Annotated in this window: 20 protein-coding genes and 1 pseudogene; 15 read left to right on the forward strand and 6 right to left on the reverse strand. The window is 45.6% G+C overall.

The annotated features are described in order from the left end of the window. Window positions 1–129: 129 nt before the first annotated feature. The 9 genes from RS881_RS08505 to RS881_RS08545 all read left to right on the forward strand — a co-directional run bounded on the left by RS881_RS08505 (window position 130) and on the right by RS881_RS08545 (window position 5,659). Entirely contained in the window at window positions 130–570 is a 441-nt protein-coding gene (locus tag RS881_RS08505; RefSeq protein WP_315820682.1) for a zinc ribbon domain-containing protein, read from the forward strand. Continuing rightward, window positions 567–872 (forward strand): zinc ribbon domain-containing protein, encoded by a 306-nt coding sequence (locus RS881_RS08510; protein ID WP_315820683.1) that lies wholly within the window; start codon window positions 567–569, stop codon window positions 870–872. Before RS881_RS08505 ends, RS881_RS08510 begins: the two co-directional genes overlap by 4 nt. Window positions 873–1,037: 165 nt before the next feature. Further along, the gene (locus RS881_RS08515) at window positions 1,038–2,486 is read left to right on the forward strand and encodes a hypothetical protein (RefSeq protein ID WP_315820684.1); all 1,449 of its coding nucleotides are present in this window, start codon (window positions 1,038–1,040) and stop codon (window positions 2,484–2,486) included. 188 nt (window positions 2,487–2,674) lie between these two features. Further along, window positions 2,675–3,622 carry an AAA family ATPase gene (locus RS881_RS08520; RefSeq protein WP_315820685.1) on the forward strand — a complete coding sequence of 316 codons (948 nt, stop codon included), beginning with the start codon at window positions 2,675–2,677 and terminating at the stop codon, window positions 3,620–3,622. A gap of 59 nt (window positions 3,623–3,681) precedes the next feature. Then, a complete protein-coding gene (locus RS881_RS08525; RefSeq protein ID WP_315820686.1) occupies window positions 3,682–4,332 on the forward strand; it encodes a DNA repair protein RecN in 651 nt (216 codons plus the stop codon). A 5-nt stretch (window positions 4,333–4,337) separates the two neighbouring features. Then, entirely contained in the window at window positions 4,338–4,553 is a 216-nt protein-coding gene (locus RS881_RS08530) for a hypothetical protein (protein WP_315820687.1), read from the forward strand. A gap of 9 nt (window positions 4,554–4,562) precedes the next feature. Beyond that, window positions 4,563–4,778 carry a hypothetical protein gene (locus RS881_RS08535; protein WP_315820688.1) on the forward strand — a complete coding sequence of 72 codons (216 nt, stop codon included), beginning with the start codon at window positions 4,563–4,565 and terminating at the stop codon, window positions 4,776–4,778. Window positions 4,779–4,847: 69 nt separating this feature from the next. Beyond that, window positions 4,848–5,408 (forward strand): enoyl-ACP reductase FabI, encoded by a 561-nt coding sequence (locus RS881_RS08540; protein ID WP_315820689.1) that lies wholly within the window; start codon window positions 4,848–4,850, stop codon window positions 5,406–5,408. A 2-nt stretch (window positions 5,409–5,410) separates the two neighbouring features. Then, window positions 5,411–5,659 carry an SDR family oxidoreductase gene (locus RS881_RS08545; RefSeq protein ID WP_315824402.1) on the forward strand — a complete coding sequence of 83 codons (249 nt, stop codon included), beginning with the start codon at window positions 5,411–5,413 and terminating at the stop codon, window positions 5,657–5,659. Window positions 5,660–6,041: 382 nt separating this feature from the next. Here the strand turns inward: RS881_RS08545 and RS881_RS08550 are convergent, their stop codons facing one another. Beyond that, the gene (locus RS881_RS08550; protein ID WP_014221625.1) at window positions 6,042–6,263 is read right to left on the reverse strand and encodes a DUF2795 domain-containing protein; all 222 of its coding nucleotides are present in this window, start codon (window positions 6,261–6,263) and stop codon (window positions 6,042–6,044) included. Window positions 6,264–6,545: 282 nt separating this feature from the next. Between RS881_RS08550 and RS881_RS08555 the strand changes: the two genes are divergently transcribed. Both RS881_RS08555 and RS881_RS08560 read left to right on the forward strand, forming a co-directional pair. Then, window positions 6,546–6,947 (forward strand): ABC transporter ATP-binding protein, encoded by a 402-nt coding sequence (locus RS881_RS08555; RefSeq protein WP_315820690.1) that lies wholly within the window; start codon window positions 6,546–6,548, stop codon window positions 6,945–6,947. Beyond that, complete coding sequence (locus tag RS881_RS08560; protein WP_315820691.1) at window positions 6,916–7,200, forward strand: ABC transporter ATP-binding protein; 285 nt, start codon at window positions 6,916–6,918, stop codon at window positions 7,198–7,200. The genes RS881_RS08555 and RS881_RS08560 overlap by 32 nt, the downstream gene beginning before the upstream one ends. 118 nt (window positions 7,201–7,318) lie before the next feature. Here RS881_RS08560 and RS881_RS08565 read toward each other — a convergent pair whose 3' ends face one another. The 4 genes and pseudogenes from RS881_RS08565 to gatC all read right to left on the reverse strand — a co-directional run bounded on the left by RS881_RS08565 (window position 7,319) and on the right by gatC (window position 9,016). Beyond that, complete coding sequence (locus tag RS881_RS08565) at window positions 7,319–7,879, reverse strand: cob(I)yrinic acid a,c-diamide adenosyltransferase (protein WP_315820692.1); 561 nt, start codon at window positions 7,877–7,879, stop codon at window positions 7,319–7,321. A 112-nt stretch (window positions 7,880–7,991) separates the two neighbouring features. Then, window positions 7,992–8,321, reverse strand: a complete 330-nt coding sequence (locus RS881_RS61565) for an ABC transporter ATP-binding protein (RefSeq protein ID WP_315820693.1) — start codon at window positions 8,319–8,321, stop codon at window positions 7,992–7,994. Further along, window positions 8,287–8,694, reverse strand: coding sequence for an ABC transporter ATP-binding protein (locus tag RS881_RS61570; RefSeq protein WP_315820694.1), 408 nt, complete (start codon window positions 8,692–8,694; stop codon window positions 8,287–8,289). Before RS881_RS61570 ends, RS881_RS61565 begins: the two co-directional genes overlap by 35 nt. A 23-nt stretch (window positions 8,695–8,717) precedes the next feature. Further along, window positions 8,718–9,016: pseudogene (gene gatC / locus RS881_RS59175) on the reverse strand (Asp-tRNA(Asn)/Glu-tRNA(Gln) amidotransferase subunit GatC). 109 nt (window positions 9,017–9,125) lie between these two features. Here gatC and trpS point away from each other — a divergent pair. The 4 genes from trpS to RS881_RS08605 all read left to right on the forward strand — a co-directional run bounded on the left by trpS (window position 9,126) and on the right by RS881_RS08605 (window position 12,347). Next, complete coding sequence (trpS, locus tag RS881_RS08590; RefSeq protein ID WP_315820696.1) at window positions 9,126–10,106, forward strand: tryptophan--tRNA ligase; 981 nt, start codon at window positions 9,126–9,128, stop codon at window positions 10,104–10,106. Window positions 10,107–10,296: 190 nt separating this feature from the next. Next, window positions 10,297–10,854 carry a deoxynucleoside kinase gene (locus RS881_RS08595; RefSeq protein ID WP_315824404.1) on the forward strand — a complete coding sequence of 186 codons (558 nt, stop codon included), beginning with the start codon at window positions 10,297–10,299 and terminating at the stop codon, window positions 10,852–10,854. Window positions 10,855–10,863: 9 nt separating this feature from the next. Next, the gene (locus RS881_RS08600) at window positions 10,864–11,211 is read left to right on the forward strand and encodes a hypothetical protein (RefSeq protein WP_315820697.1); all 348 of its coding nucleotides are present in this window, start codon (window positions 10,864–10,866) and stop codon (window positions 11,209–11,211) included. 26 nt (window positions 11,212–11,237) lie between these two features. Further along, window positions 11,238–12,347 (forward strand): sulfatase-like hydrolase/transferase, encoded by a 1,110-nt coding sequence (locus tag RS881_RS08605; RefSeq protein WP_315820698.1) that lies wholly within the window; start codon window positions 11,238–11,240, stop codon window positions 12,345–12,347. 261 nt (window positions 12,348–12,608) lie between these two features. Here RS881_RS08605 and RS881_RS08610 read toward each other — a convergent pair whose 3' ends face one another. Continuing rightward, window positions 12,609–13,154 carry a DUF922 domain-containing protein gene (locus tag RS881_RS08610; protein WP_315820699.1) on the reverse strand — a complete coding sequence of 182 codons (546 nt, stop codon included), beginning with the start codon at window positions 13,152–13,154 and terminating at the stop codon, window positions 12,609–12,611. Window positions 13,155–13,165: the final 11 nt, after the last annotated feature.

Below are 13,165 nucleotides of genomic sequence, written 5' to 3' on the forward strand. Positions count from 1 at the left end.
TTTGCAGGAAAAATTTACTACCTTTGCCGTCCTAAAAGCGAAGTGAAAACCAATCCGGTACGTTACTTCGTCTGATCTGGCCAAAGCAATTTGGGTACGTATCTGCAAATAAAAAACCATAAAGCATATATGGCTAACGTAAAAGAGTATTCTGTTGAGGAGAAATTATCCTCATTGGTTTCCCTCAAAAAAATTGAATCTAAAATTGATGAGATCCAGGTTTTGAAAGGTGAGCTGCCGATGGAAGTGAGTGACCTGGAAGATGAAATACAGGGGTTACATGCCCGCCAAACACGTATTGAAGAAGAGATCAACGGTATCCAGGAGTTCATCAATACCAAGAAGAACCTGATCAAGGATGCCGAAGCCCTGATCAAGAAATACGAAAAGCAAAGCGAGAATGTAAAGAACAGCCGCGAGTTTGAAGCGATCAACAAAGAGATCGAAATGCAGCAGCTGGAAATGAAGCTGGCTGAAAAACATATCCGCGATGCCAATGAAGAAATTGCAGAGAAAGTAGTGATCCTGGACAAAGCCAAAAGAATATCGCCGCTAAAGAAGGGGTATTGAATACCAAGAAAGGTGAACTGGAAAAGATCATCGCTTCTACTGAAAAAGAAGAAACACATTTCAATAAACTGTCGGCCGATGCCCGTGAAAAGGTAGAAGAGCGTTTGTTGAATTCTTATGACCGCATCCGCAAAAACTACCGCAATGGTCTTTCTGTTGTACCGGTAGAACGTGATGCCTGTGGTGGTTGCTTCAATGCCATCCCTCCTCAGCGTCAGAGCGAGATCCGCCAACGCAAAAGATCATCGTTTGCGAAAACTGTGGTCGTATCCTGGTTGACCGTGACCTGTTTGACAGTGTAGAAGTGAAGTAGTACAATATGTCTTATAATATTGAAAAGGCGTTCAGGAATGAGCGCCTTTTTTATTTTCCCGCCTCTCACGTTTCACCGCTCACGTCTCACCTTTCATTATATTGCAGTATCTATGAACTACCGGCTATGCTGTCATATCCTATTGCTCTTAATCGTGCCGGTATATACCGCCGTGGCGCAAAAGACTTTCGACTTCAATACGGCCTGCCGGCAGGCTTATAAGGAAATAGTTCAACTGAAACTGGAGAATGGGCAGCGTTTATTGAATGCAGAAAAAGCCCGGCACCCCAATAACCTCATTCCTTATTTTCTTGAAAACTATATTGATTTCTTTACACTATTCTTTAATGAAGATCCGGCTGAATACAAAGCGCGGATCGACCACCTGGAGGAACGGCTTGACCTGATGAATGAGGGTCCAAAGGAGTCGCCATTTTATCTCTATACCAAATCGGTCTTGCATTTTCAGTGGGCGGCCATCCGTATTAAGTTTGGCGAGCGTTGGGATGCAGGATGGGCATTCAGGCGTTCTTTTCTGCAGGCAAAAGAGAATATGAAAACCTGGCCTTCTTTTTCACCCAACCAGCTTTATTATGGCGCCATGCAAATGGTAACCGCTACTATACCAGATGGGTATAAATGGCTGAGTAACCTATTGGGCATGAAAGGCAATATGAAAGAGGGCATGGACCGGGTAAAGCAGTTCCTGGATGGTAAAGATGAATGGACGCAATTGCTGCATGAGGAAGCCGTATTTTATTATTGTTACCTGCAATTTTACCTCAATAACGATAAAAAAGGAGTAGCAGCATTCATTGCCGGCCAGCAATTGGATGTAATAAACAATCACCTGTTTACCTACCTGGCTGCCAACCTTAGTCTGAATAATCAGCAAGCCGAAAAAGCAAAGCAGGTACTGGAAGCCAGGAGCCCATCGGCGGCATACCTGGTTACACCGGTGTGGGACCTTGAGATGGGCTATGCCAAATTGCACCACCTGGAGCCGGATGCTGCTATCTACTTTGAAAATTTTATCCGCCAATTCAAAGGGAAGTTTTATGTAAAGGATGTATTGCTGAAACTAAGCTGGCATTATTACCTGCAAAATGATCTGGCCAAAGCAGATTGGTACCGCAAAGAAATTGGGCAAAGAGGTAATACGGATACGGACGCTGATAAGTTGGCGCAAAAGGAAGGAAAAGTCACCCGCTGGCCCAATCGTTTATTGTTGCAGGCAAGGTTGCTGAATGATGGGGGCTACCATCGGGAAGCCCTGCATTTACTGCATGGAAAAACAGTGAACGATTTTCCGGTCATTGAAGAACGCCTGGAATTTGCTTACCGGGTAGGCCGCCTGTATGATGACCTGGGGGCCGATGAAGAGGCCATCGTTTGTTATAAAGAAGCCATTGCGCTGGGCGAAAAGCGCAAAGAATATTTTGCCGCCCGGGCTGCACTGCATATCGGCTTCATCTGTGAAGAACGAAAAGACAAAGCAACGGCCATCGCCTGGTTTGAGAAGTGCATCAGCATGAAAGACCACGATTTTAAGAACTCACTCGACCAGCGGGCAAAAGCTGCCATCGGGAGATGCAAAGAATAGCTTCGAGCCACGAGCTTCGAGCTGTGAGCTTTAAAACAGCCGGCTTTGCTGCAAGGTTCGTAGCAAAAGGTTGCGACGCAAGGGGCTCGCAGCTCGTAGCTCAAAGCTCACAGCTAGTTTTCCAATGAGGATAACATCTTTATAGAATTACTCCCGGATTAGCTAATTTGCCGAATCGTTGACTCCCTATGCTAAAGAAACTTTTTATTCAGAACTACGCTATCATTGACGAGATCGAAATCGACTTCTCGGCTAAACTGAATATTATTACCGGTGAAACAGGTGCTGGTAAATCCATCCTCATGGGTGCTTTGTCGCTGATCCTGGGCGACCGGGCCGATTCTTCCGTACTATTGGACCGCGCTAAGAAAAGCGTGGCAGAAGGTACTTTTGAAACCAATGGACAAAAGGAAATAAAAGCCTTTCTGAAGGAATATGACCTGGATCCAGAAGAGGAATTGGTGATACGCCGGGAAATAGCCGCCAATGGTAAATCAAGGGCCTTTGTTAATGATACACCCGTGAATCTGGAACAATTACGCCAGTTAAGTTCACTGTTGGTAGATCTGCACCGTCAGTTCGATACACTCGACCTGGGAGCTTCGGATTTCCAACGGGATGTATTGGATGCCCTGGCGGGTCATGCCAGTTTATTACAGCAATACCGTGGGCTATTTATGCAGTGGGTACACGGTCGCCAGGAATTGGATGAACTGTTGCAACAGAAGAACCAGTTTACGAAGGAATATGATTACAATAAGTTCCAGTTTGATGAACTGGAAGAAGTAGCCTTGAAAGAAAATGAATTGGAGGAAACAGAAGTTACCCTGAAACTACTCAGCAATTCAGAAGGTATTAAAGGAGCATTGACCAAAATAGCTTATGAATTGCAGGAAGGTGAGCAGCCCATGGTGCAACAACTTAAATCACTGTGCAACCAGTTGCAGGCCTATACCGGTTTTCATACCGACCTGCCGGCTTTATTGCAAAGATTACTATCAGCACAGATAGAGTTACAGGATATAGCCGACGAAGTAGAGCGTATTAATGACCATGTACAATACGATCCTCAGCGCATAGAGCAATTGAATGACCGCATGGCGGCTGGCTATAAGCTGCTCAAAAACATGCTGTAAAAACAACTGCCGAACTACTGGCCATTAAAGCATCCCTGGAAGAAAAACTGCAGGCGGTATTGAACATTGATGAAGCTATACAAAGTAAAGAAAAGGCGGTGCAGCAATTACAACAGGATGCGCTGGCGGTGGCTAAGACCATATCGGCCAATCGGGTAAAACAAATAAAGCCATTACAGGATAAAGTAAATAAGTTGCTGGCGCAGGTAGGTATGCCCAATGCCCGCTTGCAGGTAGAGGCGCAACAAGGCGAAACATTACAGGCGCATGGATTGGATACCATTGAATTTTTGTTCGATGCCAATAAAAGCAACCGGTTTGAGCCCATCCGTAAAGTGGCTTCAGGTGGCGAGTTGAGCCGGTTAATGCTGTGCATTAAATCGCTGGTAGCACAATCGCTCGACCTGGGTACCCTCATCTTTGATGAGATTGATACAGGTATTTCTGGCGAAGCAGCCAAACAGGTAGGTATTATTATGAAGGACCTGGCCAAAAAAAGGCAGCTCATCAGCATCACCCACCAGCCGCAGATTGCGGGCAAGGCCGATTTCCATTTCTTCGTGTACAAACAGATCAAAGGCGATACGATCAAAACCAATATCAAATTACTGTCTCAGGAAGAAAGGATCACGGCCATTGCCAAAATGCTCAGTGGAGAGAAGCCTACAGCCGCGGCCCTGGAAAATGCCCGTGAAATGGTGATGAATTAATGCAAATGCACCCTATACTGACCAATTTATTTGGCTTATTGCTTTTCCTGGTATTCGCTGTATTGCCGGCCTGGTATACCAATAAATACCTGCTGCAATTGATCAGACCAAAGGAGTCGGTAGCCAGGCTGCTGGCCCATATTATTATCTGCCTGGCAGCAGCCGTACTATATACCAGTATTGTGATTATCGTATTGGTGAAATTTGTATTTCCTTCTTAATGGGTTCTTATGCTACCTATCCTTAAATTATTGCTGTTTCCCCTGCTGATTGGCATCGTTTTCCTGATAGGCTATAGGGTGTACCACTATTTCAATGAAAAGATCATCAGCAGCCGTAACCTGCCAGCTTTACTCTTGTTTTCCTTCTTATTGATTGCTGTTAACCTCGGTATTGTATTGCTGGGAATATTGGCGCTGGTAAGGGTATATGAATGGTTGAGCTGAGTTTTAATTGTCAATTATTCCTATTTTTACGCCTCAACCATAATAAAAACAATAAACTATAAGCCTGCTATGTCGTACAACCTGCTGAAAGGAAAAAAAGGGATCATATTTGGGGCCCTTGACGAAAAATCCATTGCCTGGAGAACTGCTTTGCGTTGCCATGAAGAAGGTGCTCAACTGGTACTGACCAATGCACCGGTTGCCATGCGTATGGGAGAGATCAATAAACTGGCCGAAACAACCAAGGCGCCTGTAATCCCTGCCGATGTAACCAATATGGATGACCTGAAGAAGTTGTTTGAAGGTGCCATGAATCATTTTGGTGGTGGTATTGATTTTATCTTACATTCTGTGGCCATGGGCATGAATGTGCGCAAGGGCAAACATTATACAGAGATCGATTATAACTGGAATCAAAAGACATTGGATATATCTTCTATGTCATTGCACCGCGTATTACGCACTGCCTGGGATATGGATGCCTTGAATGAGCATGCCAGCGTGGTGGGACTTACCTATATCGCTGCGCAACGTGTATTCCCCGATTACAATGAAATGGCCGATGCCAAAGCTCTGCTGGAAGCAGTAGCGCGCAACTTTGGGTATCATTATGGCATTCGTAAAAAGTAAGGATTAATACCGTATCTCAATCACCGGTAAAAACAACCGCTGGTAGCGGGGTAAAGGGCTTTGATGGATTTTTGACCTATGCCGAAAAGATGAGCCCATTGGGTAATGCCAGTGCTGATGACTGTGCTAACTATTGCGTTACCCTGTTTAGTGATCTTACAAAGATGGTAACTATGCAGAACCTTTTCCATGATGGCGGATTCTCTTTCACAGGCGTTACACAAGCTGTGATTGATCAGATGGAGAAATAATTACTAATCGATAGTCGCCAGCTTGTTGGTAGTCGCCAGCGTCTCGCTGGTGACGGTACTGGTGGGCCTCTGGCCCACAGCCTCAAGCCGGAGGTTTGTAAATATCCTCACTCGCCGGAGGCGAGCGGGTAAAGTAAGTAAAAGCTAAAAAGAGAATAGTAAGCCATCCTGCAAGGGTTGACCCACCATTCTCTTTTTGTTGGATTGTATTAAAAAGCAAAGGGTGCGTCGCCTTTTGCAGTCGGCTCACCCTTTGCTTTTTGTGTTTAAAAAAAGAGGAGACACCTTTCTTTTGCCGCGTGGACAAAAAGTGTCACCTCTCTAATACAGAATAAAAAAGCGAACTGCTGAAGTCCGCTTTATAAATAAGTTTGATCGGGTATTAATATTCGTCTTCATTAAAGAAGAAGTCATCCTGGCTGGGATAGTCGGGCCAGATATCCTCAATACCTTCATAGATCTCTCCTTCATCTTCCAACTCCTGGAGGTTTTCTACTACTTCAATGGGTGCGCCACTACGGATAGCGTAGTCGATCAATTCGTCCTTGGTAGCAGGCCAGGGTGCGTCTTCAAGATATGATGCTAATTCTAGTGTCCAAAACATGAGTTGGCCGTTTTAATTTTTTATCAGGAAACTGCCCGTTCACCAGGCCAGCAAAACCTAACAATTATGATCCCGGGAGAGTTGCCTGGAGCTGGATTTCTTTTTCCGGCAGGCGCTACAGTACCCGGCAATTTTTTCGCAAAAGTAACCTTCTTAGGGAAAAACCAAATCAATCTTTGAAAAGCGGGAATAACATTTTCTTAAAAAATACCCCCTCCATTGGGCCGGCCGGAAGCCGATGGTTTGTAGTATCTTGACGCTTTCTTTTACAATTTGCAATAGATGTTAACGGCCACCAACATACAAAAATATTACGATCAGCTGTGGGTACTGAAGGGGGTAGACCTGACCATTCAACAGGGGGAAATAGCCAGTATTGTGGGCCCTTCGGGCTCGGGAAAGAGCACTTTACTCCATATTTTAGGTACACTTGATCATCCCTCCAAGGGGGAGGTAACGATCAATGGCCAGAAAATCAACTTCCTTAATGATAAGCAGGTGGCGGCTTTCCGCAACCGGCATATTGGGTTTGTATTCCAATTCCATCACCTGCTACCCGAATTTACAGCGGTAGAGAATGTCTGCATTCCAGGATGGATGGCGGGCAACCGGAAAAAAAGAGGTGGCCGAAAGAGCGGTACACCTGCTGGAAATGCTGGGATTGGGAAGCCGGCTCGAAAATAAGCCCAATGCTTTGTCGGGCGGTGAGCAGCAGCGCGTAGCCGTGGCTCGCGCCCTGATCAATAACCCCAAAATTGTATTTGCTGATGAACCTACAGGAAACCTGGATTCGGCCAATGCCCGGGAATTGCATCAGCTATTCTTCGACCTGCGCAAGCAGTTCAATCAAACTTTCCTGATCGTTACGCACAATGAAGAGTTGGCGAAAATGAGCGACCGGATACTGCATATGAAAGACGGAAAAATGCTAGTTTGATAATGTGCTAATTTAAGCATTTGAAAATGTGGTAATGGAATACACGGCTGCTTCGAGTGGGGCCACAACTTTGCCTCGCAAAGGCATTTTCAAATTGACTAGTTCTCAAATTACCACATTAAACCCTTGGTTTCCAGGGTATTTCTGGTGCCTGCAGTTGCTGGCCAATAAAACGGGCCAATACAAAGAGGTAATCGCTAAGGCGATTGATGTATTTAAGAATAATGGGTTCTACTTCTTGTCCTTCTAACTCCAATCTTACACAACAGCGTTCGGCGCGGCGGCATACGCAGCGGGCGATATGCAATTGCGACACGGTTTCATGACCGCCGGGCAGTATAAAATGCTTCATGGGCGGCAGCGCCTCCGTCATCCGGTCGATCTCTTTTTCCAGGTATTGAATATCGGTATCCTTCAGATCGGGAATACGCATTTTGGGCTCCTTCACCGGATCGCAGGCCAGGGCCGATCCAATGGTGAACAGGCGATCCTGTACTTCCTGCAGTACCACCCTGCCCGTATTGTCCATGATCAGATCGCGGCATAAGCCTATATAGGAATTCAACTCATCAACCGTGCCATAAGCTTCTATGCGCAGGTGTGATTTAGGCACTTTGGTGCCGCCAATAAGGGAGGTATTTCCTTTGTCGCCGGTTTTTGTATAGATCTTGAAGGCCATATTTGACGATTTTATAGCCGCGAGCTGTGAGCTTCGAGCTGCGAGCCTTTTGTTGCGGAGTTGCTTTTTGCTCGTAGCTCGCTGCTCGGAGCTCGTAGCTAAGGACGTTGTGCTAAGCAGTAACCAATTGATCCGTTTTGCGTTTATCGCTTTCAATTACGCCATCGCGTAAACGTACAATGCGATGGGCATGGTTGGCAATATCTTCTTCATGGGTTACCAGTACTACGGTATTACCGCTTTGCTGGATCTTCCCAAAGATCTCCATGATCTCTATGGATGTTTTGGTATCAAGGTTACCGGTAGGCTCATCGGCCAATATTATGGAGGGGCTGTTTACCAGGGCCCGGGCAATAGCTACCCGCTGGTTTTGACCACCCGACAGTTCATTGGGTTTGTGGTGGCTTCTATCTTCCAGCCCTACTTTTTGGATCACATCCATGGCCATTTCGGTACGGCGTTTTTAGAACACCCGCATAGACCAGGGGCAAGGCCACATTTTCTAAGGCAGTAAGCCTGGGAAGCAGATTGAACTGCTGGAATACGAAGCCTATCTCTGAATTGCGTACCTCGGCCAGGGAATCATCCAGCATCTTACTTACATCCTGGCCATTCAGGATATATTTCCCGGCAGTAGGCGTATCCAGGCAACCTAAAATATTCATGAGTGTACTCTTACCCGACCCGGAAGGCCCCATCAGGGCTACATACTCGTTTTTCAGGATCTCCAGGTTGATACCTTTCAGTACGCGTACTTCCTGCCTTCCCATGAAATAGCTCTTACGGATCTCTTCGAGGTGAATAATAGACTTCATAAATGTTTTTGGTTGATACGTACTCAGGCTTCCGTTTTCCGGATCACCTTGGGTACTTTAAAAAATATGCCATCTGTATCAGGCGCATTTTTAACTCCTTCTTCCCTGGAAACAGATCCCTGCACTGTATCTTCCCGCAATACATGCTCATTATCTGTCATGTGTAGCAGGGGGCCACGCCGGCTGTATCCAGTTCATTGAGTTTGTCGACAAAATGGATCATTCGTTGCAGGTCATTCTTAATTATTTGTTTTTCCCTTTCATTGAACTGCAAACGGGCCAGGTTGGCCAGGTTTTCCACTAAAGCGTCATTGACTTCCATACCAAACAAAAATAACAGTTTATAGGAGACTTTGCAGCCCCAAAGGCTAAAAGCTTCAAACTTCCTATCTTCGCGCCCTATGGAACAGCGTGATCAGCAACAGATTGTTATGAGTGGCATTAGGCCCACCGGCTTTTTACACCTGGGGAATTATTTTGGCGCCTTGCGCAATTTTGTGCGGATGCAGGAAGAATATACCTGCTTTTTTATGCTGGCCGATTTACACGCCCTTACTACCCATCCGGATACCAAAGAACTGAAGTCCAATATACAGCGGGTACTGGCCGAATACATCGCCTGTGGCCTGGACCCCGACAAGGGAGCTCTTTACTGCCAGAGCCACGTATATGAAACCTCCGAGCTGTACCTCTACCTCAATATGCTGGCCTATAAAGGGGAGTTGGAAAAAACCACCACCTTTAAAGATAAGGCCAAACTGCAACCAGATAATATCAATGCAGGGCTGTTAACCTACCCGGTATTACAGGCTGCAGATATCATCCTGCACCGCGCAACATTGGTGCCGGTAGGCAAGGACCAGGAGCAACACCTGGAAATGGCGCGTACCTATGTAAACCGCTTTAACCATCGGTATGGTGAGGTGTTTCCCGAACCCGTTGCCTTCAACTATGGCGAGCAGCTTACCAAGGTGCCCAGTCTGGATGGCGCCGGCAAAATGAGCAAGAGTGAAAACCAGAACGCTACGCTTTACCTGTCTGATACTGATAAACAGATACTGGATAAGGTCAAGAAAGCAAAGACCGACAGTGGCCCCACGGTATCCAACTCTGTAAAACCCGATTATATCGAGAATATCTTTTTGCTGATGAAACTGGTGAGCAAAGAGGAGGTGATCCAAAAGTTTGAAGCGGATTACAACAATTGCACCATCCGCTACGGAGATATGAAAAAGCAGTTGGGAGAAGATATGGTGAACTTCATTGCGCCCATACGTGAGAAGGCCGAAGCCATTCGTAATGACGAAAAGTACCTGAAAGAAGTCATGGAGAAAGGCGCCGATAAGGCAAGTGCCAGCGCCAAGGCTACCATGGAACTGGTGCGTACAGCGATGGGGCTGAATTATTATTAAAAACCCCTGTTTTGTAAACCAAAACCAAAAGAATTAATTACCTTAAATTTTTGGTCCATAATTCTTGGGTCGCTATCCAGGAAACAGGGATCTGATTCTATGAACTAATAACGATGGCAAAAAGCAAAAACCCAAGCATATAGCTGTAGCAGGAAATATTGGCGCTGGAAAAACTACCCTTACAGAACTGCTGAGCAAGCATTATCGCTGGATCCCTCAGTTTGAAGATGTTGACCATAATCCTTACCTGTTTGATTTTTATGAGGACATGCCCCGCTGGAGCTTCAACCTCCAGATCTACTTTCTCAACAGCCGTCTCAATCAATTACTGGATATACACCGTGGTACAGAAACAGTAGTGCAGGACAGGACCATTTATGAGGATGCACACATCTTTGCACCCAACCTGCATGAAATGGGCCTGATGAGCAAGCGGGACTTTGATAACTATTTCCTGTTTTTTGAAACCCTGAAGTCGATGGTACAACCGCCCGACTTACTCATATATCTCAAAGCTTCTGTACCCACCCTGGTGGCCCAGATACAAAAAAGAGGGCGGGAATATGAAGAGAATATTCGGCTGGATTACCTCAAGCGACTCAATGACTTCTACAATAAATGGATCGATAACTACAAAGAAGGTCCCTTGTTGGTGATAGACATCGACAAGAATAAGTTCCCCGAAAATGAAGAGCACCTGGGTGAGATCATTCGCAAGATCGATTCCCAACTGTACGGTTTGTTTTAAAGCATCATCATGGTACAGGAACGCCTGAAAAAACTGTTGCTCACGAACTGGCATTTCATAGGAGTAATTTTGTTTTTTGGTCTTCATGGATACGCTGAATGTGGTCCCATTATTTCTTTTGACAATTTATTGTGGCTGCTGACCGGGCTCATAGCAGGTGGCCTATTGTTGTATTGGCTGAGTACAAAACTATTCAGGAGCCAGCGGAAAGCGGGCATTTTTACTTCGCTGTTTTTCATTATGCTCCTTTTCTTTGGCGCTTTTCAGGATGTGCTGGCCGGCACCTCCCTTTTGCCGGATTCTCCCAACGAAAAATATTGGCGCCTGTTTGTTTTATTACACTGGTCATTGTTTTAATACTGCTCCGTAAAACCTCCCGGCCGTTGAACAGGCCCCTTTTATTTATCAACGTTCTGTTGTGGGTATATGTATTGGTGGATGTTGGCACTATCCTAAAAAATGAATTGGCGCCACCTGCCTGGTATCCCCCTGCTTTGACGAAGGCAGCGTTGCCGGTTTGCGATACCTGTTCAAAACCGCCTGTTTTTCTGATCTTGCTGGATGAATATATGGGAAGCGCAGCCCAGTTGAGTTATTTCAAACACAACAATCAACTGTTTGACGATTCATTACAGCAGGAAGGTTTTCATCTATTGAAACAAACGCGCAGTAACTATCCGTATACCATCTATTCCATGTCGTCCGTATTGGGAATGGATTATCTTGACATAGATAATATTCATGGACGAAACCGCGATGCTTACAAACTGGCGGTGGGCAATATCAAAAGTAATGCGGTATGTAATTATTTTAGCAACCTCGGCTACTCTATTAATAATTATTCCCCTTTTGATCTGAAGCAAAAGGCCCGCGGATATACTACTTTCCTGCTGGCAAACGACCTCAATCTGCTCTCCAGCGAAACGATGTGGAGCCGGCTGGAACCGGATCTGCTCAACCGTATCGCTCATATGGGGCTGATGCATTCCTGGGTACGTAAAATAGAAGATGACTATTTCAACGTCAATGAAAAGATGATGAACCGTGTGCTGGATGATGCCGTTCACAAAGGCTCCCAACCCGGATTTCATTACGTGCACTTAATGATGCCCCACAACCCTTATTTAACGGATAGCACAGGCCGGCGTACGGTTCCCTATGCATTGCGGAAGGGCATTACCCTGGAAGAAGCGGATCAGGATTATCTACAATATTTGATTTATACGAATAAGCGGATCATGCGTTTTATCCGCACATTAAAAGAGCATACGAACGGAAAGGCGGCGATATTATTGATGAGTGATCACGGTTTCCGGGGTGCCATACGAAAGAGCCGGGAACTTGTTTATCACAACCTGAATGCCGTATACCTGCCAGACGGTAATTATGCAGGCTGGTACGATGGCATGACCAATGTGAACCAGTTCAGGGTGCTATTCAATACCCTCTTTCACCAGCAAATGCCCATGTTGAAGGATTCCCTGGTTCCTTAATGGCATTTTATGGAAATAAGGTGTTGTTGCATCTTCTTATAGGCATCAATTGTATCGCCTATGCAAACACTTCGTTTATTTTTATCGTTGATCTTATGTAGCACGGTAACCGGTGCTATTGCCCAAAAGGTGGTGAAGAAGAAGCCGGCTGAAGTTTGGGATCCTGTATTTAAGGCAGTGGAAATTGAAGCAGGCACCAACCGGCAGGATTGGGATAGTTATATGCGAAAAACTGCTATAAAAAAGAACCGGTTATCTTTCTTATTGGTGAGTAGGCATTGGAGTGCCGTAGTTAGCAAACACTTTTAACCCATCCAGGTTATCGGCCAATTTCTTCAGCCATAGATCCTGCTTTTCTTTCTTGCGGGAAAAATCAGTCTCCTTATCATATTCACTTTGGGCCGTATGGTGCAGGACCATCACACTGTCATAGATCCTGTTCACATCATCATTCACCGATTTGGCATTAAAGCGATAGGTCTTCAATGCCTGGTTGAGCTTGCGGGCATGCAATTCGGCAATATCAAAATGCCCTTGCTCATGCAACAGGATCACCTGGTTGCGAATACGTACCCAGGATTTATGTTTATCAAAGCGGCATTTGATGGTGTATTGTAATTCTTCTTCGTCGTAGCCAAATTCTACATTGATAGAGCTGCTGGTAAGGGCCGCATTGGTGGAGGCAGGGTCGGGCGGGGCCTTAAAATCGTCCCAGGTAAGTTTCCGTGAGGCAGACCAATTGATAAGACTGGCTTGTTCGATGCCCGTGAGGGCAGCCAGCAGGAAGGTGAAAAGATGTGTGATCATAGTACGCTTGC

It is taken from the genome of Paraflavitalea speifideaquila (assembly GCF_032395985.1).
Taxonomy (GTDB): domain Bacteria; phylum Bacteroidota; class Bacteroidia; order Chitinophagales; family Chitinophagaceae; genus Paraflavitalea; species Paraflavitalea speifideaquila.